Raw genomic sequence first — 19,465 nt, 5'->3', positions numbered from 1 at the left:
TATTATACTTTATTATCTTTAATTTCGTCCACAATTTCAGGATTCAGTAAAGTAGAAGTATCTCCGAAATTAGAAAAATCACCTTCTGCAATTTTCCTAAGAATTCTTCGCATAATTTTACCTGAACGCGTTTTGGGTAAACCAGAAACAAACTGTATTTTATCTAGTTTGGCTATCGGTCCTACATGATCTGAAATGTATTGATTTATTTCTTTAAACAAATTTTCTTTTTTCCTGATTTCTCCAGTTTCTTTTAAAATCACATAACCATAAAGTGCATTCCCTTTTATGTCATGAGGAAAGCCAACAATAGCACTCTCTGCAACTGCAGGATGTTCATTTATAGCATCTTCAATGGGAGCAGTACCCAGATTATGTCCTGAAACAATAACGACATCGTCCACACGACCCGTTATTCTATAATAGCCCACTTCATCACGTAAAGCACCATCACCAGTGAAATAAGTCCCTGGAAAGGCCGAGAAATAAGTGTCTTTATAACGCTGATGATTACCCCAAATTGTTCTTGCAATTCCGGGCCATGGAAATTTAATACACAAGCTTCCTACGACTTGATTTCCTTCTATTTCATTACGGTTTTCATCCATTAATACCGGCTGGATTCCCGGTAAAGGTAATGTCGCATAAGTAGGTTTAGTTGGCGTTACAAATGCAATTGGAGAAATCATAATACCTCCAGTTTCAGTTTGCCACCAGGTGTCCACTACAGGGCATTTTTTTTGTCCTACATGGTCATTATACCAGTGCCATGCTTCTTCGTTAATGGGCTCTCCAACCGAACCAATTACTTTTAAGGTTTCTAAATGATGTTTTTGAACATATTCTAAATTTTCTTTGGCCAAAGCACGAATGGCTGTTGGCGCAGTATAGAATTGCGTAATTTTATGTTTTTCGATAATCTCCCAGAAACGACTAAAATCTGGATAAGAAGGAACTCCCTCAAAAATCACCGTTGTCGCTCCATTCAATAAAGGGCCATATAAAGAATAGGAATGTCCCGTTATCCAACCAATATCAGCAGTACACCAAAAGATGTCGTTTTCTTCGTAATTGAAGACATTTTTAAAAGTATAAGCGGTATAAACCATATATCCTGCCGTCGTATGTACCATTCCTTTTGGTTTTCCTGTCGAACCAGAAGTGTACAGAATAAACAAAGGATCCTCAGAATCCATTATTTCAGCAACACTATTGTCTGAAGCTTCATCTAATAAAGGCTGTAACCAAATATCTCTACCTTCTTTCATGGTAATTCCGGTACCGGTTCTTTTCACAACCAATACCTTTTCTACTGACGTACATTTTTCTAAGGCTTCGTCAATTATTTCTTTTAATTCGATTGTTTTATTTCCACGATAGCCACCATCTGATGTGATCACCATCTTACATTCACTGTCCATTATTCGTGTAGCCACGGCAGAAGCTGAAAATCCTGCAAAAACTACGGAATGAATAGCCCCAATTCTCGCACAGGCTAAAATTGAAACCGCTAATTCGGGGATCATTGGTAGATAAATACAAACTCGGTCTCCTTTGGCAATGCCTTTTTCGCGCAAAACGTTTGCCATTTTACAAACGCGCTGATGCAGTACGTTATAGGAAATATGTAAAGCTTCCTCATTTGGGTTATTGGGTTCAAAAATGATTGCCGTCTTTTCTCCTCTTTTATTAAGGTGTCTGTCAATACAGTTTTTAGCCATATTTACTTTTGCTTCGGTGAACCACTTAATTTCAGCTTCGGCCATATCAAATTCAACCACTTTATCCCATTGCTGGTACCAAGTAAAATTCTCTTCTGCGATTTTACCCCAAAATTTTCGGGGTTCACGGACAGATTTGTTATAATGTTTGAAGTATTGTTCGAAGTTTTGAATCTTATAGTAGCTCATGCTTATTTATTTTTTATAAAAGTATTAAAATTCTCTCTATTCCAAAAACAAAAAAATTTATAAATTCCCCTGATAAATTAAATACTCCATAATAATACAACAGCATAAACAAATATTTCTTAATAACATGTTGTTTTTGTACAATTTGATAGAACGCGAAAAAGACGAAGTAGATTTTCTACCCCGTCTTTTTTCATTAACAATATTTATAACAATTAATTTAATATTGAATAGACACCATTGATTAACCAAAAATCATAGCGTAAAAAACTTCAATAATACTATTTTAATATTCAGTACTTAAAACCCAATTTTTTGATTTTAAAAAATTTACTATTTGTAAAGGAACTACTTCACTTAACTTTTAGCTCGGTAGAAGTTAAGTGAATGTAATAAGCTTCCATATCCATTATTAATGTTTTAATATCTTGTTTACTAATCCAAAATAGTGGAAAACAAATAATACAGAGCAAATTACAGCACACCCTCCTGTGTGGCAATTCCTATTTTTTAGTTATCCAATTTTTTTCATTGCAGTCATGGACTCTCTAAGCCACTCGCCTGTTTCTTCAATAGGATGTTGACGGATACTTTTATTAACAGCAATCAAAACAGAATTTTCTGTGCTATTTGAATTAGAGAAAGGTTTGCCAATCACATTTGTTTCAATAGTTTTCATAAAATCAGCCAATAAAGGTTTACATGCATGATCAAATAAATAACAACCATATTCTGCAGTATCAGAAATAATTCTATTCATTTCATATAATTTTTTTCTAGCTACTGTATTGGCAATCAATGGCAATTCATGAAGGGACTCATAATAAGCTGACTCTTCAATAATTCCTGTCTCCGTCATCGTTTCAAAAGCCAATTCTACACCTGCTTTGACCATTGCAATCATCAATACTCCATTATCAAAGTATTCTTGTTCAGAAATAGTAGCTGAAGTAGCTGCTGTCTTCTCAAAATTAGTTTCGGCAGTTGCTGCTCTCCAAGTCAATAAGTTAACATCATCATTAGCCCAGTCAATCATCATATTTTTTGAAAACTCCCCTGAAATGATATCATCCATATGTTTTTGAAATAAAGGACGCATAATGTCTTTTAACTCATCAGCTAACCGATAAGCTTCTACTTTTGAAGGATTATTCAAACGATCCATCATATTGGTAATTCCGCCATGTTTCAAAGCTTCAGTTACGGTTTCCCAACCGTATTGGATTAATTTTGAAGCATACGCTGGTTCAATTCCTTTTTCGACCATTTTATCAAAACATAAAATAGATCCTGTTTGTAGCATTCCGCAAAGAATAGTTTGCTCTCCCATTAAATCCGATTTTACTTCGGCAACAAAAGAAGAGTTCAGAACTCCTGCTTTATGACCTCCTGTAGCAACAGCATACGCTTTTGCTTGAGCAAAACCAACATTCTCAGGATCGTTTTCAGGATGTACAGCTATTAAGGTAGGTACACCAAAACCTCTTTTATACTCTTCACGAACCTCAGATCCAGGACATTTTGGAGCACACATAATAACAGTAATGTCTTTACGTATTTGCATTCCTTCTTCTACAATATTAAATCCGTGAGAATAAGCTAATGTTGAACCTTTCTTCATCAATGGCATAATTGCAGTAACTACCGCAGTATGTTGCTTGTCTGGCGTAAGGTTACAAACTAAATCAGCTGTAGGGATTAAATCTTCATACGTTCCCACCGTAAAACCATTATCAGCAGCATTCATAAAAGAGGCTCTCTTTTGTGCAATTGCTTCGGCTCTTAGCGCATAAGAAATGTCTAAACCTGAATCTCTCATGTTTAAACCCTGGTTTAATCCTTGTGCTCCACAACCAACAATAACTACTTTTTTTCCTTTTAAAGCTGTTATACCATCAGCAAATTCGGATTGGTCCATGAATTCGCAAACGCCTAATTGTTCTAATTGTAATCTAAGTGGTAATGAATTGAAATAATTTGCCATTGTCTAATTTTTATTTATTTTTTAGTTCTTCTAATAGTGTTGATATTTCCATTTTCTCTTTGGAAACTGATATTCTTCCTGAACGTACAAACTGCATGATTCCGAAAGGTTTTAATTTATTGTATAGTTCCTCAATGTCAGAACGTCTTCCCGATTTTGAAATCACAAAAAAGTCTCTAGATACGGTAACTATTTCTGAGTTGCTTTCTTTTATTATATTTTGAATTAGCTTTTCGTCGAATAGTAATCCCGATTCTATTTTGAATAAGGCATTTTCCAAGAAAATAGTTTCCTCATCAATATGATAAAAGGCTTTTATAACCTCAATTTGTTTTTCGATTTGGCCTACAATATTTTGCACCCATTTTTCTGTAGTATGTACCACAATTACAAATCTAGAAACGTTTTCGATCTCTGATTCTGAAACATTTAAACTCAGTATATTAATGTGTCGCTTTAAGAATATACCTGATATTCTATTTAAGAGACCAACGTTGTTTTCTGAATAAACAGAAATGGTGAATGTTTGATTTTCCATAATATTAACTTAATCTGATATCAGAAACAGAAGCTCCTGTTGGAATCATAGGGAATACATTATTTTCTTTTTCTACCATAACCTCAAGGAAATAAGATTCTTTTGAAGCCATCATTTCGGCAACAGCAGCATCTAAATCTTCTCTTTTGGTTACTTTTTTAGCTTTGATATAATAGCCTTCTGCAATAGCAACAAAATTAGGGTTGGTCATTTCAGTAGAAGCATATCGCCTATCAAAAAATAATTGCTGCCACTGGCGCACCATTCCTAAAAATTCATTGTTTAGTATCACAATTTTAACTGGGACTTTCGTCTGAAAAATAGTTCCTAATTCTTGAATGGTCATTTGAAATCCGCCATCACCTATAATAGCAACCACTTCCCTATCTGGCATCCCCATCTTAGCACCAATCGCTGCCGGCAATGCAAAGCCCATTGTTCCTAATCCTCCAGAAGTAACATTACTTTTAGTCGAGTTGAATTTAGCATACCTGCACGTAAACATTTGGTGTTGGCCCACATCCGAGACCATTATTGCATCTCCTTTAGAATGTTTGTTAATCATTTCGATTGTTTCACCCATAGAAATTCCTTCTTTCTTAGGTTTCAATTCATCATTGATCACAGCCTCTAATTCAATTTTATATAATTCTTTGAACTCATTGTGCCAAGATTCATGTGCATTATTTTCGATAAAAGGAAGCAAAGCTGCTAGCGCTTCTTTAACGTCAGCTAAAACAGCCACTTCTGTTTTTACATTTTTGTCTATCTCAGCTGCATCAATTTCAAAGTGAATTACTTTGGCTTGTTTTGCATACGTTTCTAAATTTCCGGTTACACGGTCATCAAAACGCATTCCTAGCGCAATTAAAACATCACATTCATTGGTTAAAATATTAGGTGCATAATTTCCGTGCATTCCTAACATCCCAACGTTTAAAGGATGTTCTGTAGGCAATGCAGAAAGTCCTAAAATTGTCCAAGCAGCAGGTATTCCTGATTTTTCAACAAATGCTTTCAATAACTCTTCGGCTTGACCAAGAATAATCCCTTGACCAAAAACAATAAATGGTTTTTTAGCCTTGTTAATTAATTCCGCCGCTTCTTTTACTTTTTCAATATTCAAAGTAGGTTTTGGATTGTAGCTTCTAATTCCCGTACACTTTTTATAACTGAATTCGAATTCATCAAATTGTGCGTTTTTAGTAATATCTACTAAAACGGGTCCTGGACGTCCTGATCTGGCGATATAGAAAGCCTTTGCCATGATTTCTGGAATCTCAGAAGCTTCGGTAATTTGGTAATTCCATTTGGTTACTGGAGTTGAAATTCCAATAATATCAGTTTCCTGAAAGGCATCAGAACCCAGTAGATGTTTCCCTACCTGACCTGTGATACAAACCATAGGTGTCGAATCAATTTGCGCATCTGCAATTCCCGTTACCAAGTTTGTAGCTCCTGGACCTGAAGTTGCAATCGCTACTCCTACTTTTCCAGTAGCTCTTGCAAATCCTTGCGCTGCATGTGTAGCGCCTTGCTCATGACGTACTAAAACATGGTGCAATTGATCTTTAAATTTATATAACTCGTCATAAACTGGCATGATTGCTCCACCTGGATAACCGTAAACCAAATCTACTCCTTCTTCTAATAAGCATCTAATTACAGCTTCTGCACCAGATATTTTTTTTGTTCCCATCGGTATTTATTTATTCGCTTCAGCGCAAAGGCTCTAGGCTTTATTTGTCAGTAACACAACCTGTTGAGGCACTAGAAACTGATCGTACATATTTTAGTAATACTCCTTTTTTTACTTTTAAATCAGGCTGAACCCAATTGGCGCGCCTTGTTGCAAACTCTTCGTCAGAAATTTTCAGGTTAATAGTGTTTTTGACCGCATCAATAGTGATAATATCTCCATTTTTGACTAATGCAATTCCACCACCATCAAAAGCCTCTGGCGTAACGTGACCAACAACAAAGCCATGTGAACCACCAGAAAATCTACCGTCAGTAATTAAAGCTACACTTTTTCCTAATCCTGCACCCATAATGGCTGATGTAGGTTTAAGCATTTCCGGCATTCCTGGCCCACCTTTAGGTCCACAGTATCGAATGACGACTACATTACCTGGTTTTACTTCACCACCACGCACTCCAGTTATCACATCATGCTCGTTTTCATAAACAATTGCGTCACCTTCGAAGTATTCTCCTTCGTTACCGCTAATTTTTGCAACACAACCTTCTTCGGCAAGATTCCCGTATAGAATTTGGATATTTCCTGTTGCTTTTAATGCTTTCTGAATTTCGTGTATTACTTCTTGTCCATCATTCAAATCCGGAACAACAGCTAAGTTCTCCGCTAATGTTTTTCCGGTTACCGTTAAACAGTCTCCGTGCAACAGTCCTTGTTTTAATAAATATTTCATTACTGCAGGAACTCCACCAGCTTCATGCAGGTCTTCCATAAGATATTTACCACTTGGTTTCAAATCTGCAAGCAATGGTGTTTTATCACTAATATCTTGGAAATCTTTAAGTGTAATTTCGATGTCCACCGCATGTGCCATTGCAATTAAATGCATTACCGCATTGGTAGAACCACCTAAAACGGCTACCATCGTAATTGCATTTTCAAAAGCTTTACGTGTCATGATATCTCTAGGTTTGATATCTTTTTCTAACAAGATTCTGATTGCTTTTCCAGCATCGATACATTCTTGTTTTTTCTCTTCGCTTAATGCAGGATTAGAAGAACTAAAAGGTAAACTCATCCCTAAAGCTTCAATCGCCGAAGACATAGTGTTTGCGGTATACATTCCGCCACAAGCTCCTGCTCCAGGACACGCATTTTGAATTACTCCCTTGAAATCCTCAGGTTCAATCGTGTTGTTGAATTTTTTTCCTAATGCTTCAAATGCAGAAACAATGTTTAAAGATTCTCCTTTCCATTTACCGGAATGAATTGAACCTCCATAAACCATAATCGATGGACGATTTACTCTCCCCATAGCAATTACAGATCCTGGCATATTTTTATCACAACCGGGAACAGCGATTAAACCGTCATACCATTGCGCTCCCATTACTGTTTCGATAGAATCTGCAATGACATCTCGAGAAACCAAAGAAAAACGCATTCCGTCAGTTCCATTAGAAATACCGTCACTTACCCCAATAGTATTAAAAATTAATCCTACTAAATCTTCTTTCCAGACCCCTTTTCTAATTTCTTTAGCCAGCCCATTCAAGTGCATATTACAGGTATTGCCTTCGTAACCCATACTAACAATGCCAATTTGTGCTTTCTTTAAATCTTCTTCAGTCAGACCAATTCCGTACAACATGGCTTGCGCCGCAGGTTGTGTTTCGTCTTGAGTTATGGTCTTGCTATATTTATTTAATTCCATTTATTGTGATGTATCTGTATTTTTTTATTTAATTCGAAAAATTAAAAAGTATACTATATTTCTTTTTTTAAACAATAGTTGATTGCCCAATAGTGACATTATTACTATTAAAGTACATTAAGTCATCTTTGCTCAAAATAAAATTAGAGATAAACTCCCCAATATCGTCTGTTCCATATTTAGAATCTGGATTCAAATCGGTAGTTACCACTCCGTATCCAATAGCAATTTCGACTCCGTCATAAATCTTTTTAGCTTCTTCATGAAGTCCAAAATGTTCTAATAACATAGCAGCAGACAAGATACAGGCAACTGGGTTTGCAATATTTTTCCCTTTAGCTTGCGGATAAGATCCGTGTATTGGTTCAAATAATGCATTAGTAGTTCCTAAAGATGCTGAGGCTAATAATCCAATAGAGCCTGTTATTACGCTAGCTTCATCTGATAAGATATCACCGAACAAGTTTTCAGTCAAAATAACATCAAACTTTCTTGGATTAAGAATAATTTGCATGGCTGCATTATCTACAAACAAGAAGTCTAAAGCTACATCTGGGTAACTTTCGCTAACCGTTTTTACCACTCTTCTCCATAAACGAGATGTTTCAAGAACATTGGCTTTATCAACCATTGTTACTTTTTTTCTTCTATTTTGTGCCGATTTAAAAGCCAAATGTGCGATTCTTGTAATTTCTTCTTCTGAGTATTCACATAAATCAGAAGCGACAGTTCCTGATTCGTTTAGTTTTTTCTCTCCAAAATAAGAACCGCCTGTCAATTCTCTAAAAATAGTAAAATCAGCACCTTCAATTATTTCCTTTTTCAAAGGAGAAGCGCCTAATAATGCTGCATATGGTTTTATTGGTCGAATGTTTGCAAAAAGACCTAATTCCTTTCTCAGCCTCAATAATCCTTGCTCTGGCCGAACTTTTGCATCTGGATTATTATCGTATTTTGGATCACCGATAGCTCCAAACAACACTGCATCTGTATTGAGACAAAGGTTTAGCGTTTGTTCAGGAAGCGCGCTTCCTGTTTTATCTATAGCAATAGCGCCAATGAGTGCGTCTTCAAAAACAAATTCATGGTCGTATACAACTCCAACAGCATATAATGCTTTTTTTGCTTGTAAGATCACCTCAGGACCTATACCATCTCCTGATAATACTGCTATTTTTAAATTCATGGCTTCCGGTTATTAATTTCTTATTAAATCACTTTCTATTTTACAGGCTTCGATAATCTGATGTATATCATCATCAACCACTTCTTTTTTTACATCTGCGAATCTCAAAAACTCTATGTACACTCTATCTAATTGTACTTTTGTAAGTTCATAACCTACTTTTTTTGCTCTATAAGCTAATGCAGCTCTACCACTTCTGGCTGTAAGAACGATTAAAGACTCATTAACACCTACATCTAAAGGATCCATAATCTCATACGTAGCTCTATTTTTAATCACACCATCCTGATGAATTCCTGAACTGTGTGCAAAAGCATTTGCTCCTACTATGGCTTTATTAGGCTGTACCATCATTCCCATACTTTCAGAAACCAAACGACTCATTTCATTCAATTGTTTGGCATCAATATCAGTATATAAATTTAAATAAGGGTGTTGTTTGAAAATCATTACCACTTCTTCAAGCGCTGTATTTCCGGCTCTTTCGCCTATTCCATTAATAGTACATTCAATTTGTCGGGCTCCGTTAACAGCTCCTGAAATAGAATTGGCAGTCGCCATTCCTAAATCATTATGACAATGGCAGGAAAGAATAACGTTTTCGATTCCTTTTACATTTTCACGTAAATATTTAATTTTTGCTCCGTATTCCTCTGGCAGGCAGTATCCTGTCGTATCCGGTATATTTAATACCGTTGCTCCTGATTTTATTGCTTCCTCACAGACTCGAGCTAAAAATTCATTATCAGTTCTTCCTGCATCTTCAGCATAAAACTCCACATCTTCTACATAAGATTTCGCATGAGCAACTGCAAACTTTGCTCTAACAATAATATCTTCTCTTGTCGTATTTAATTTATGAACAATATGTGATTCAGAGGTACCTATTCCTGTATGAATGCGTGGTCTTTTAGCATATTTTAAAGCTGCTGCTGCAACATCTATATCATTTTTTACCGCTCTGGTTAATCCACAAACAGTCGCATTTTTTACAATTTTACTAATTTCAGAAACGGATAAAAAATCTCCAGGACTAGAAACAGGAAATCCAGCTTCGATTATATCAACACCCATTTCATCCAATCGATTTGCTATAACGAGTTTTTGTTTGGTATCTAATTTACATCCGGGAACCTGTTCTCCATCTCTTAAAGTAGTATCAAATATTTGGACTTTCTCTCTATTCATTTTCATTTATTTAATGTAATTTCACATCTCGATAACAAAGTTAGATTTCATTACAATAAAATAAAATCCAATTTAATGAAATATACTGTTTATAAAGACAGCAAATACTTTGTAAAATATTGATTTACATACAATTAAGCTCCTATATTATACAATGGCTAACCATCAAAAAGATTTTTTATTCGTACTAATAAAATCCTTATCGAAATCAGAAAAAAGACAATTTAAGATTTTTGCAAGTCGACTTGAGACCAGTTCGAATACAAAATTTATCGAGCTGTTTAATATTTTGGACAAATCGGAAGTCTATGATGAAAAACTTATATTGAAAAGCGGCATCATCAAAAAAGTACAATTATCGAATTTAAAATCGTATTTGTACAAACAGATTCTAGTGAGTATTCGATTGAATATTCCAAGCCAAAACATTCGCTATCAGTTAAGAGAGCAAATTGACTTTGCTAGCATCCTATACAATAAAGGATTGTACAAGCAGAGCTTAAAATTACTGGATAAGACAAAAATCCAAGCATTAGAAAACGATGAAAAGTACATGGCTTTTGAAATTGTCGAATTTGAGAAATTAATCGAGTCCCAATACATCACCCGAAGTATTCAAGGAAGAGCAGATGAACTAGTAATTCAAGCCAAAGAATTAAACTATAAAAACACCATTTCCAGTAAGTTATCTAATTTATCCCTTCAACTCTATGGTATGATGTTGAAAACTGGTTATGTGAAAAGTGATGAAGAGTACCATTATATCGACGACTATTTTCACAAACATATTACTAAATTTGATGAAAGTAAATTTGGATTTCGTGAAAAATATTGGTTTTACAATGCTAACCTTTGGCGTAGTTTTTTGGTTCAGGACTTTTTAGCAAGTTATAAATACGCCTATAAATGGGTTACTCTATTTTATGACAATCCAAATATGATTTATTTGAATCCGGTATTTTTCATAAAAGGGAATCACTATTTACTCGAGTCCTTATTCATGTTGAAATACAAATCTAAATTTAAAAAATACTTACTAAAACTAGAAGAGACTATACAAGACCCTCGTTTTCCGGTGAATGACAATATTGCTTCCTTGTCTTTCTTATATCTGTATAACAATAAATTAAATTACCATATCCTAGAAGGCACTTTTGAAGAAAGTGAGTATCTGATTCCAGAAGTGTTAGAAAAGATTAAACTGCATAGCGAACATCTTGATGAACATCACGAAATGATGTTTTACTATAAAATAGCCTGTATTTATTTTGGTACTGAAAAGTATGCCGAATCCATCTACTATCTGGAGAAGATCATAAACAACAAAAACCTTACAATGCGTGAGGATTTGATGTGTTTTGCTCGTCTGCTTTATCTAATCGAGCATTACGAAATGGGGAAAGATTTTAATTTAGAATCCCAATTAAAAAGCACATACAAATTCTTATTAAAAATGAATGACATGCATGAAGTGCAGAAAGAAATCATTCGATTCATGAAAAACTTAAATTCGTTTTATCCAAGTGACATTAAGAAGGAGTTCATAAAAATGAGAGAACGATTTATTGAATTGGAAAGAAACACCTATGAAAAAAGAGCTTTCAATTATTTAGATATCATCTCATGGCTAGAAAGTAAAATAGAAAATAGAAAAATTGCCGATATAATAAGAGAGAAAGCAAAACTAAATAACCGGTAGTGAATCAAGTAAACTAGCATCAATTTGTCCTATAAAAAGAGTCCGCCTAAACTTAGATTTTAGACGGACTCCTTATTTTGGCTTCATTACTTATATTCTTTTCTCGCTCTAATTATGTCATCAAAAGAGCAACATTTTACAAACTCTTGCTCTCCATCGATTACGATGGGTAAAAAGATGAATTCTACTTCTGATAGATCTTCTTTTAAATAAAATGCGATATCGTCCAATTTATAAAACCATTCTTTATCAAATTGCACTTTATTTATTGTAGCGTCTTTCAGTATTAATTTTTCATTTAAAGGCTTCATCTTTGAAATTAATTTTTAGATTCTAATTTTTGACAAAATTACACATTCAAAATCTAGCGGACAAATTATGATAGAATGAGCTTCTATAAAAAGGAAGCAAAACAAAAAGAGGTTTAGACTAAATGATTTGTACTAAACACTCTTGGCTTTTCTTCTAATAAAATTTTACAATCCTCAAAAAAATCTTTTAGATATACTTGATCATTGTGCAGTGCTAATGCCTGTTCATTCTCCCATGTTTCATGAAGGATAAAAACGGTTTCGTCGTCTTTGTTTTGGTGTAAATCATATTGTAAACAAGCTTTTTCTTGTGTACTTTTCTTAACTAAATCAAGTAAAGCTGCGCGTAAAGTAGCAACATCTTTCTTTTTACTTTTTAAGATAACGGTCAAATGTATTTTCATAATTAATTTATAAAGAGCGTTGTTAAATGATTATTATAAGATTTGAGATCCTTTTCAACGTCGGCATTTTTTCTATATCATGAAAATGCATACTTTCTAACGGTACCATACCAGTAAAAGCATTCATTTTATGAAAGCCGTATAAAGCCCCATTGTCAACACTATGCTGATCAAAAAATTCCCCCGGTAAAGTAAAAGCTTCTTTTGGTGCATTCCAAGAACTGGTTACCATATATTTTTTACCGTGAAGCATCCCTCCGGTTCCGTAATTAATTGTAGGATTAGCAGCAGATCTCCCGTCACTTTTATAGATTCCTTTGGCATGACCTTCGGTAAAAACGACATCGATGTACTTCTTGAATCCAAAGGGCAATTGCATCCACCAAATTGGAGTGTGGTAAATAATTACATCAGCCCATACAAAGTTTTCTACTTCCTGAGCAGGGTCATAATCATCATTTATGTTGGTTGACTTCACTTCAAAATTAGCATGACTATGGAAAAATGTAGCCGTAGCGTTAGCAATAGTATCATTAAAGCGTCCACCTGAATGACCAAATTTCTGACCTCCGTTTATTATAAATATTTTTTTCATGTTGTTTCTTTAAATTTATAAAGCAAAGATAAAACGGATACTTCTATTATTAAAATAACATAATTTATACCTTTGCATCATAATTATAATAGTTATGGTAAATTTAGAATGGTATCGAACGTTTAAAGTAGTTTATAAAACTGGAACGTTGACCAGCGCTGCAGAAGAATTATTTATTTCACAACCCGGTGTGAGTCTACATTTGAGTTCTTTGGAGAATTATGTGGGTTACAAATTATTTGATCGAACAGGTCGAAAAATGGTACCTACCGAAAAAGGAAAAGTACTCTATAATTTCATCATTGAACCTCTTTCAAAACTAGAAGAAGCAGAAAAAAATTTTCAAAGAAGTACGGAGAAAAACACGCCAACAATAAGTATTGGTATGTGTTTTGAAACCTTTCAAATTACTTTAGAACAGTATATTTCGACCTTACCTTTTAATGTTATCATTCAATTTGGTGAATACCCTGAGATGATAGACAGATTAGAAAAAGGTATTTTAGATTTAATTATTACGCCACAAATGGTCGTTAAAAATGGTATTGAATATGAGGATTTTTCTTCAGAAACGATTATTTTGGTGGGTGGAAATGAAATTGACAGTACCGCCTTTAATGCTATCGCAAAAGAAGAGAACATGATAGCCATTGAAAATTGGTTGAAACAGCAAAAATGGTACGGAACTACAGGCGACATGGAACATTTACGTCGTTTTTGGCAATTAAATTTCAATAAACATCCTGATTTCAGACCTAACTATATTGTTCCAAATCTAAATTCTATTGTACGTTGTTTGAGCAGTGGCAAAGGATTAGCTGTTGTTCCTGATTTTCTTTGCCGAAAAGAAATTGACAACGGTTCTATTAAAATTATTTGGGAAGGGAAAACACTACTAAAAAACACACTCTATTTTGCAACCAGAAAAAAGACAATGTATGAGGAAGAAATCGCTTTGATTAAGAAAATCTTCATCGAGTTAAACTAAAATTTGTTATTCTGGTAATATAGTTTAATTTTATAAATCATTAAATTTTAAACTTATGAACGGATTTTTTAAAACAATTATCGCCGGTTACGGAGCAAAAAAAATGGGTTGCGGTTGCGTAGGAACAGTCATTATGTTTATAATCATCTACTACATTCTGGGTAAATTTTAGAACGCAGTAGATTTTAGTTACTTTTTTCTCTCTTTCATCATTAATTCCTTAATGTATTTTACAGGAGCGCTACCATAGCTCAAAAATTTCTCGTGGAATTGTTTTAGGTTAAATGTAGCACCTTCTTCTTTTTTAAGCATTTCCCTAAAATCATAAATTTCAGTGTAGCCCGTAAAGTAAGAACATAGTTGAACCTGAGATAAACTAACGCGATTCCATTTTCCCTCTGCTTCCGCTTGCTGCTGAAAAGCTTCAGTAACTAATAAATTCATGGCTTCTTCCTTACTCATGTTTTTAGTATGCACCCTATAATCTAAAATTGCATTAGAAGTCGTCCTTAAATTCCACTTATAATACATCAGCCACATTTCAGGTGAATTTTTGTATCCGCTTTCCAGCATCATTCTTTCGGCATAAACTGCCCAGCCTTCTACCATCGCTCCATTTCCAAAAATCGCTTTAATGAGACTTGGCGACTGATTGCTATATACCAATTGAGTATAATGTCCCGGTATTGCCTCATGAATGTTTAGGATTTGCAAAATATAATCATTGTATTCCCTTAAGTAACTCTCTGATTTTACTGCACTCCAGCCTGACATGCTTCCTACATTATAATAGGTGTTGGCATTTTTATCATATGGTCCAGGTGCCGAAATCGATGCTCCTGCAACTCCAGCCATATAACTCGGTTCCTTGCGCACAACCAGCGGCTTTGAAGGATCTATATAAAGTAAATCTTTGGCTTTTACATACGCAACGAGTTCAGGTATTTGTTTCTCTATCTCCGACTGAAATTTAGAAGGTGTAGTATGTTGTAGCGAAATTTTGTCTATTACCATTTTGATCAATTGCAACTTATCATCTGGCTTAGGTATTGATTTCATGTATTTTGGCCACAAGGAATCGGCCAAAACAAACATCTTTTCGTGCAGTTCCTTTTTATGATTTACTGCCTTTGCAAAAATAGTATCGGCACTATAGCTAGACTGAATGTCTAAATCAAATTTCTCAGCGTACAATTTCTCACCTAACCTAAAAGAGCGCGGCGTTTTATTGTTCAAATCCTTTAACCAATTGGCATAAACTACAATGGCATGAACCGCTGTTTTTGCTTTATCTCTAATTTCTTTTTTCTCGGTATTGGATAGTTTACTTTTTCCTAAAGCAGAAATCAAATCTTTTTCAAAAACAGATACTCCTCCTAAATTCTGAGAAATAGCAAGGGCGGTATGCTCTAATGTTGGGTTTTTAATATTTGCTTTTGCTGCTTCATAATAAACTGGAATGGCATCCATCTTAACATTAAAACTGTGTAGACGTACCTCTAAAGCATCATATTTTCCATTTAATATTTCTGCGAAAGCGCCACAAACATTATATTCTGCTGGATTCCATTCATATGATTTTAGCTTATCAATTGAAAAAATAGAGCTTTTCAATTGATTTTGAATCATGTAAAAATCAATGATATTATTGTCTGAAAGGTTTTCCAAAGGATAATTTTGCAAGGAGTCCAATTGCGCATGAGCAAAATCTAATTGTCTTTTTTTGTACACGTTATCCGAAACTACCAAAACACTATCCAATTGATGATATCCTTGACTGGCAGCCCAATCCGGATACAATTCCCAAAGAGAAGTAACAAAATTTTCTTTGTATTTTTCGAAAGCTTTATTTGAATCGATTGGAGCTTTTGTTTCTTCTTTCTTCTGACATGAAAACAGTAAAACTAGGAACAGAATGGAGATAATATTTTTTTTCATTGGTTGTTTTTGAGATTTTAAAGATAAAAAAAAATGCTATTCAACGAACAGCATTTTAAAATCTATAATTAATACGCTAGAAGCGTCAATAAATCCTTTTCAAATCGGCCTTTCGGCAAATATTGATCTTCCAGTGCTTTTGTAAACGGAATGGGCGTATCTAAACTCGCTACTCTTCTGACCGGAGCATCTAGATATTTAAAGCATTCCTCCATAATCATCGCCGATATATCGCTGGCAATACCACCAAACATGCTGTCTTCCTGATAAATAATTACTTTCCCCGTTTTCTTAACGGAAGCAAAAATAGCTTCAGTATCCAAAGGTTGTAAAGTTCTTAAATCTAATAAATCGGCTGAAATTGTTGAATTTTTATCTAAAGTTTCTAATGCCCAATGTACGGCAGCTCCAAAAGCGATAATCGTAACATCGTTTCCTTTTTTTAATAAAGCAGCTTTGCCTAATGGTAAGGTGTAATAGTCTTTCGGGACTTCTTGATACACGCTACGGTATAATTGTTTGTGTTCAAAGAATAGTACTGGATTTGGGTCATTAATAGAAGCGCTTAGTAATCCTTTTGCATCATAAGGAAAAGCAGGATACACCACTTTTAATCCAGGAGTTTTAGTAAACCAAGCTTCATTGGTCTGTGAATGAAAAGGCCCAGCTTGTGTTCCGCCGCCACAAGGCATTCGAACCACAACATCTGCATTTTCTAACCAACGGTAATGTGACTTCGCTAATAAATTCACGATAGGATTGAATCCTGTCGAAACAAAATCAGCAAACTGCATTTCGACAATCGCCTTGTATCCGTTGATGGACAATCCCATTCCGGCAGATACTACAGCACTCTCACATATAGGTGTATTGATTACGCGTTCTTTTCCAAATTGTGCTACAAATCCATCGGTGATTTTAAAAGCACCTCCATATTCAGCAACATCCTGACCCATGATAACCAAGTTATTATGACGCTCCATCGACTGCCTTAAACTGCTAGAAATGGCGTCTATAAATCTTATTTTTTCTGTATCTTCTGAAGGATTAATTACTTCAGGGTTAAATGATTGAAAAACATCATTTAATTCTTCACTTAATATCGCCTCTATTTCTGGTTCTGCATTGGCAATAGCTAGATTTTCATCGATCTCTTTTTTGATTTCGCTTCTTAATGTGGTATCAAAATCGTCCGTAAGGATTCCGTTTTCAATTAAAAAATTTCGATAATTTTCTACAGGATCTTTTGCGGCCCACTCATCCATTAATTCTTGAGGAACGTATTTAGTACCACTCGCCTCTTCATGGCCCCGCATTCTAAAAGTTTTAAATTCCAATAAAACTGGGCGCGGTCTTTCAATCATCGAAATTTTCAATTCTGAGAGTAAATTATATATTTCCAGAATGTTATTTCCGTCAATAATATGACTTTCCATCCCATATCCTTTTCCTTTGTCTGCAAGGTTTTCACAACGGTATTGCTCGTTTGTGGGTGTCGAAAGGCCGTATCCATTATTCTCAATAACAAACATCACAGGCAATTCCCAAACCGAAGCAATATTCAAAGCTTCATGAAAATCTCCCTCACTGGTAGCACCTTCACCGGTAAAAACTGCGGTAATTTTCCCGTTTTTCTTTAGTTTATTGCCTAATGCGATTCCGTCAGCAACGCCTAGCTGTGGCCCAAGATGCGAAATCATCCCGATAATCTTATATTGTTGTGTTCCAAAATGAAAACTTCTATCCCGTCCTTTAGTAAAACCATTGGCTTTTCCTTGCCATTGGGAGAACAAACGGTACAATGGAATATCACGACCGGTAAATACCCCTAAGTTTCGGTGCATTGGCAAGATGTATTCATCATTATCCAAAACTGCCGTCACTCCCACCGAAATGGCCTCTTGTCCAATTCCTGAAAACCATTTGGATACTTTTCCTTGCCGAATAAGGATAAGCATCTTTTCTTCGATAAGCCTTGGTTTAAGGATTCGTTTATATAGATCAATTAAAGTTTCTTCAGTAAGGTTTTTTCTGTCAAAGTTCATTGTATTGGCTTTAGTACGCGATTCAAAGATAAAAAAATATAACAGTTTTGGTTAAAATTGTTATATTTTTTATCTTGTTTCAATCATTTAAAATTCTATTATAAAATTATTTAATATATTTGTATTTGTTAGGTTTTAAACGCCTTCTAAGTTATTAAAAAATAAGTATTATATGCAAAACATTCCTAGTGTTGACTTGCGTGATTTCCTTTCGGACGACCCGGAACGTAAACAAAAATTTGTAAATGAAATCGGAAGTGCATTTGAAGATATTGGCTTCGTAGCACTAAAAGGTCACTTCTTAGATGATCAATTGGTAGAAGAATTGTACGGTGAAATACGAAATTTTTTCACTTTACCATTAGAAACTAAACATAGCTATGAAATCCCAGGAATTGGAGGGCAAAGAGGCTATGTTTCTTTTGGAACAGAACATGCCAAAGGAAGAAAAGAGGGAGATTTGAAAGAATTTTGGCATTTTGGTCAGTATGTGAGCGAAAATTCAAAATACGCTTCAGAATACCCAGAAAATGTAGAAGTTAAAGAATTACCCCGTTTCAACGCTGTAGGTAAAGAAGCTTACCAAATGCTGGAAAAAACCGGTGTTTATGTATTGAGAGCTTTAGCTTTGCGTTTAGGTCTGGACGAATTTTACTTTGACAATTATGCCAAAGACGGAAATTCGATTTTAAGACCTATTCATTACCCACCTATTACCTCAGAACCCGCAAACGCCCTTCGCGCCGCTGCTCATGGTGATATCAACTTGATAACCCTATTGATGGGAGCTCAAGGAAAAGGATTACAAGTTCAAAACCACAAAGGCGAATGGATTGATGCCATTGCTCAACCGGATGAATTAGTAATTAATGTGGGCGATATGTTATCGCGTCATACTAACAATAAATTGAAATCTACAATTCACCAAGTGGTTAACCCACCGAGAGAATTATGGGGAACTTCAAGATATTCAGTGCCGTTTTTTATGCACCCTGTTAGTGATATGCCGTTAAATTGTTTAGAAAACTGTATTGATGCAGATAACCCGAAACAGTTTGAAGATATTACCGCTGGTGACTATTTATACGAACGTTTAGTAGATTTAGGATTAATTAAAAAATAATCTTTAAATTTATCCTATCTGTAAAAAGACATTAGGTGTATTCTTAATGTCTTTTTCCTTTTTTACCATTAAGAAAATAACGATTAATTCTGTAAAGAAGCGTAATTTTCTTAAAACCATAATGGCTTATAAATATATAATTA

The 19,465-nt window shown here is 34.8% G+C and carries 15 protein-coding genes; 3 read left to right on the top strand and 12 right to left on the bottom strand.

The annotated features are described in order from the left end of the window. Positions 1 to 2: 2 nt before the first annotated feature. The 7 genes from acs to AC4PRO_RS13820 form a co-directional block, all read right to left on the bottom strand. Complete coding sequence (gene acs / locus AC4PRO_RS13850; RefSeq protein WP_492117744.1) at positions 3 to 1,910, bottom strand: acetate--CoA ligase; 1,908 nt, start codon at positions 1,908 to 1,910, stop codon at positions 3 to 5. A 514-nt stretch (positions 1,911 to 2,424) separates the two neighbouring features. After that, positions 2,425 to 3,894, bottom strand: coding sequence for a ketol-acid reductoisomerase (gene ilvC, locus AC4PRO_RS13845; RefSeq protein WP_492117743.1), 1,470 nt, complete (start codon positions 3,892 to 3,894; stop codon positions 2,425 to 2,427). Positions 3,895 to 3,904: 10 nt separating this feature from the next. Continuing rightward, the gene (gene ilvN / locus AC4PRO_RS13840) at positions 3,905 to 4,432 is read right to left on the bottom strand and encodes an acetolactate synthase small subunit (protein WP_074723317.1); all 528 of its coding nucleotides are present in this window, start codon (positions 4,430 to 4,432) and stop codon (positions 3,905 to 3,907) included. Between the two features lie 4 nt (positions 4,433 to 4,436). Next, positions 4,437 to 6,131 carry a biosynthetic-type acetolactate synthase large subunit gene (ilvB, locus tag AC4PRO_RS13835; RefSeq protein WP_492117742.1) on the bottom strand — a complete coding sequence of 565 codons (1,695 nt, stop codon included), beginning with the start codon at positions 6,129 to 6,131 and terminating at the stop codon, positions 4,437 to 4,439. Between the two features lie 40 nt (positions 6,132 to 6,171). Further along, on the bottom strand, positions 6,172 to 7,845 hold the full coding sequence (gene ilvD, locus AC4PRO_RS13830) for a dihydroxy-acid dehydratase (protein ID WP_074723319.1): 1,674 nt from the start codon (positions 7,843 to 7,845) through the stop codon (positions 6,172 to 6,174). A 67-nt stretch (positions 7,846 to 7,912) separates the two neighbouring features. Next, positions 7,913 to 9,031, bottom strand: coding sequence for a 3-isopropylmalate dehydrogenase (leuB, locus tag AC4PRO_RS13825; protein WP_492117741.1), 1,119 nt, complete (start codon positions 9,029 to 9,031; stop codon positions 7,913 to 7,915). Between the two features lie 12 nt (positions 9,032 to 9,043). Further along, positions 9,044 to 10,219: a 2-isopropylmalate synthase gene (locus AC4PRO_RS13820; RefSeq protein ID WP_074723398.1), complete on the bottom strand. Its 1,176-nt coding sequence runs from the start codon at positions 10,217 to 10,219 to the stop codon at positions 9,044 to 9,046. A gap of 154 nt (positions 10,220 to 10,373) precedes the next feature. Between AC4PRO_RS13820 and AC4PRO_RS13815 the strand changes: the two genes are divergently transcribed. Then, positions 10,374 to 11,918 (top strand): hypothetical protein, encoded by a 1,545-nt coding sequence (locus tag AC4PRO_RS13815; RefSeq protein WP_492117740.1) that lies wholly within the window; start codon positions 10,374 to 10,376, stop codon positions 11,916 to 11,918. 86 nt (positions 11,919 to 12,004) lie between these two features. Here AC4PRO_RS13815 and AC4PRO_RS13810 read toward each other — a convergent pair whose 3' ends face one another. The 3 genes from AC4PRO_RS13810 to AC4PRO_RS13800 all read right to left on the bottom strand — a co-directional run bounded on the left by AC4PRO_RS13810 (position 12,005) and on the right by AC4PRO_RS13800 (position 13,228). After that, a complete protein-coding gene (locus AC4PRO_RS13810) occupies positions 12,005 to 12,229 on the bottom strand; it encodes a hypothetical protein (RefSeq protein WP_074723322.1) in 225 nt (74 codons plus the stop codon). Positions 12,230 to 12,342: 113 nt separating this feature from the next. Beyond that, entirely contained in the window at positions 12,343 to 12,633 is a 291-nt protein-coding gene (locus AC4PRO_RS13805) for a putative quinol monooxygenase (RefSeq protein ID WP_492117739.1), read from the bottom strand. A 22-nt stretch (positions 12,634 to 12,655) separates the two neighbouring features. Continuing rightward, positions 12,656 to 13,228: an NAD(P)H-dependent oxidoreductase gene (locus tag AC4PRO_RS13800; RefSeq protein ID WP_492117738.1), complete on the bottom strand. Its 573-nt coding sequence runs from the start codon at positions 13,226 to 13,228 to the stop codon at positions 12,656 to 12,658. A 94-nt stretch (positions 13,229 to 13,322) separates the two neighbouring features. On the opposite strand from AC4PRO_RS13800, the gene AC4PRO_RS13795 reads away from it, so the two are divergent. Then, positions 13,323 to 14,216, top strand: coding sequence for a LysR family transcriptional regulator (locus tag AC4PRO_RS13795; protein ID WP_492117737.1), 894 nt, complete (start codon positions 13,323 to 13,325; stop codon positions 14,214 to 14,216). 189 nt (positions 14,217 to 14,405) lie between these two features. Here the strand turns inward: AC4PRO_RS13795 and AC4PRO_RS13790 are convergent, their stop codons facing one another. Both AC4PRO_RS13790 and AC4PRO_RS13785 read right to left on the bottom strand, forming a co-directional pair. Then, positions 14,406 to 16,154, bottom strand: coding sequence for a DUF885 domain-containing protein (locus tag AC4PRO_RS13790; protein WP_492117736.1), 1,749 nt, complete (start codon positions 16,152 to 16,154; stop codon positions 14,406 to 14,408). A 68-nt stretch (positions 16,155 to 16,222) separates the two neighbouring features. Further along, entirely contained in the window at positions 16,223 to 18,199 is a 1,977-nt protein-coding gene (locus tag AC4PRO_RS13785; RefSeq protein WP_492117735.1) for an alpha-ketoacid dehydrogenase subunit alpha/beta, read from the bottom strand. A 172-nt stretch (positions 18,200 to 18,371) separates the two neighbouring features. Here AC4PRO_RS13785 and AC4PRO_RS13780 point away from each other — a divergent pair, with 172 nt between their 5' ends. After that, positions 18,372 to 19,322, top strand: a complete 951-nt coding sequence (locus AC4PRO_RS13780) for an isopenicillin N synthase family dioxygenase (protein ID WP_492117734.1) — start codon at positions 18,372 to 18,374, stop codon at positions 19,320 to 19,322. The last annotated feature ends 143 nt before the right edge of the window (positions 19,323 to 19,465 follow it).

Source organism: Flavobacterium sp. DW-iso2, assembly GCF_058725285.1.
The sequence above is the reverse complement of the archived record's forward strand: the minus strand, read 5'-3'. Positions and strand labels throughout refer to the sequence as shown.

What these genes read in the sequence shown, in the direction of transcription:
- ilvN (WP_074723317.1), bottom strand. Translation starts at nt 4,432, where the DNA reads ATGGAAAATCAAACATTCACCATTTCTGTTTATTCAGAAAACAACGTT.
- leuB (WP_492117741.1), bottom strand. Translation starts at nt 9,031, where the DNA reads ATGAATTTAAAAATAGCAGTATTATCAGGAGATGGTATAGGTCCTGAG.
- AC4PRO_RS13810 (WP_074723322.1), bottom strand. Translation starts at nt 12,229, where the DNA reads ATGAAGCCTTTAAATGAAAAATTAATACTGAAAGACGCTACAATAAAT.
- ilvD (WP_074723319.1), bottom strand. Translation starts at nt 7,845, where the DNA reads ATGGAATTAAATAAATATAGCAAGACCATAACTCAAGACGAAACACAA.
- AC4PRO_RS13820 (WP_074723398.1), bottom strand. Translation starts at nt 10,219, where the DNA reads ATGAATAGAGAGAAAGTCCAAATATTTGATACTACTTTAAGAGATGGA.
- ilvB (WP_492117742.1), bottom strand. Translation starts at nt 6,131, where the DNA reads ATGGGAACAAAAAAAATATCTGGTGCAGAAGCTGTAATTAGATGCTTA.
- AC4PRO_RS13785 (WP_492117735.1), bottom strand. Translation starts at nt 18,199, where the DNA reads ATGAACTTTGACAGAAAAAACCTTACTGAAGAAACTTTAATTGATCTA.
- ilvC (WP_492117743.1), bottom strand. Translation starts at nt 3,894, where the DNA reads ATGGCAAATTATTTCAATTCATTACCACTTAGATTACAATTAGAACAA.
- AC4PRO_RS13780 (WP_492117734.1), top strand. Translation starts at nt 18,372, where the DNA reads ATGCAAAACATTCCTAGTGTTGACTTGCGTGATTTCCTTTCGGACGAC.
- AC4PRO_RS13815 (WP_492117740.1), top strand. Translation starts at nt 10,374, where the DNA reads ATGGCTAACCATCAAAAAGATTTTTTATTCGTACTAATAAAATCCTTA.
- AC4PRO_RS13790 (WP_492117736.1), bottom strand. Translation starts at nt 16,154, where the DNA reads ATGAAAAAAAATATTATCTCCATTCTGTTCCTAGTTTTACTGTTTTCA.
- acs (WP_492117744.1), bottom strand. Translation starts at nt 1,910, where the DNA reads ATGAGCTACTATAAGATTCAAAACTTCGAACAATACTTCAAACATTAT.
- AC4PRO_RS13800 (WP_492117738.1), bottom strand. Translation starts at nt 13,228, where the DNA reads ATGAAAAAAATATTTATAATAAACGGAGGTCAGAAATTTGGTCATTCA.
- AC4PRO_RS13795 (WP_492117737.1), top strand. Translation starts at nt 13,323, where the DNA reads ATGGTAAATTTAGAATGGTATCGAACGTTTAAAGTAGTTTATAAAACT.
- AC4PRO_RS13805 (WP_492117739.1), bottom strand. Translation starts at nt 12,633, where the DNA reads ATGAAAATACATTTGACCGTTATCTTAAAAAGTAAAAAGAAAGATGTT.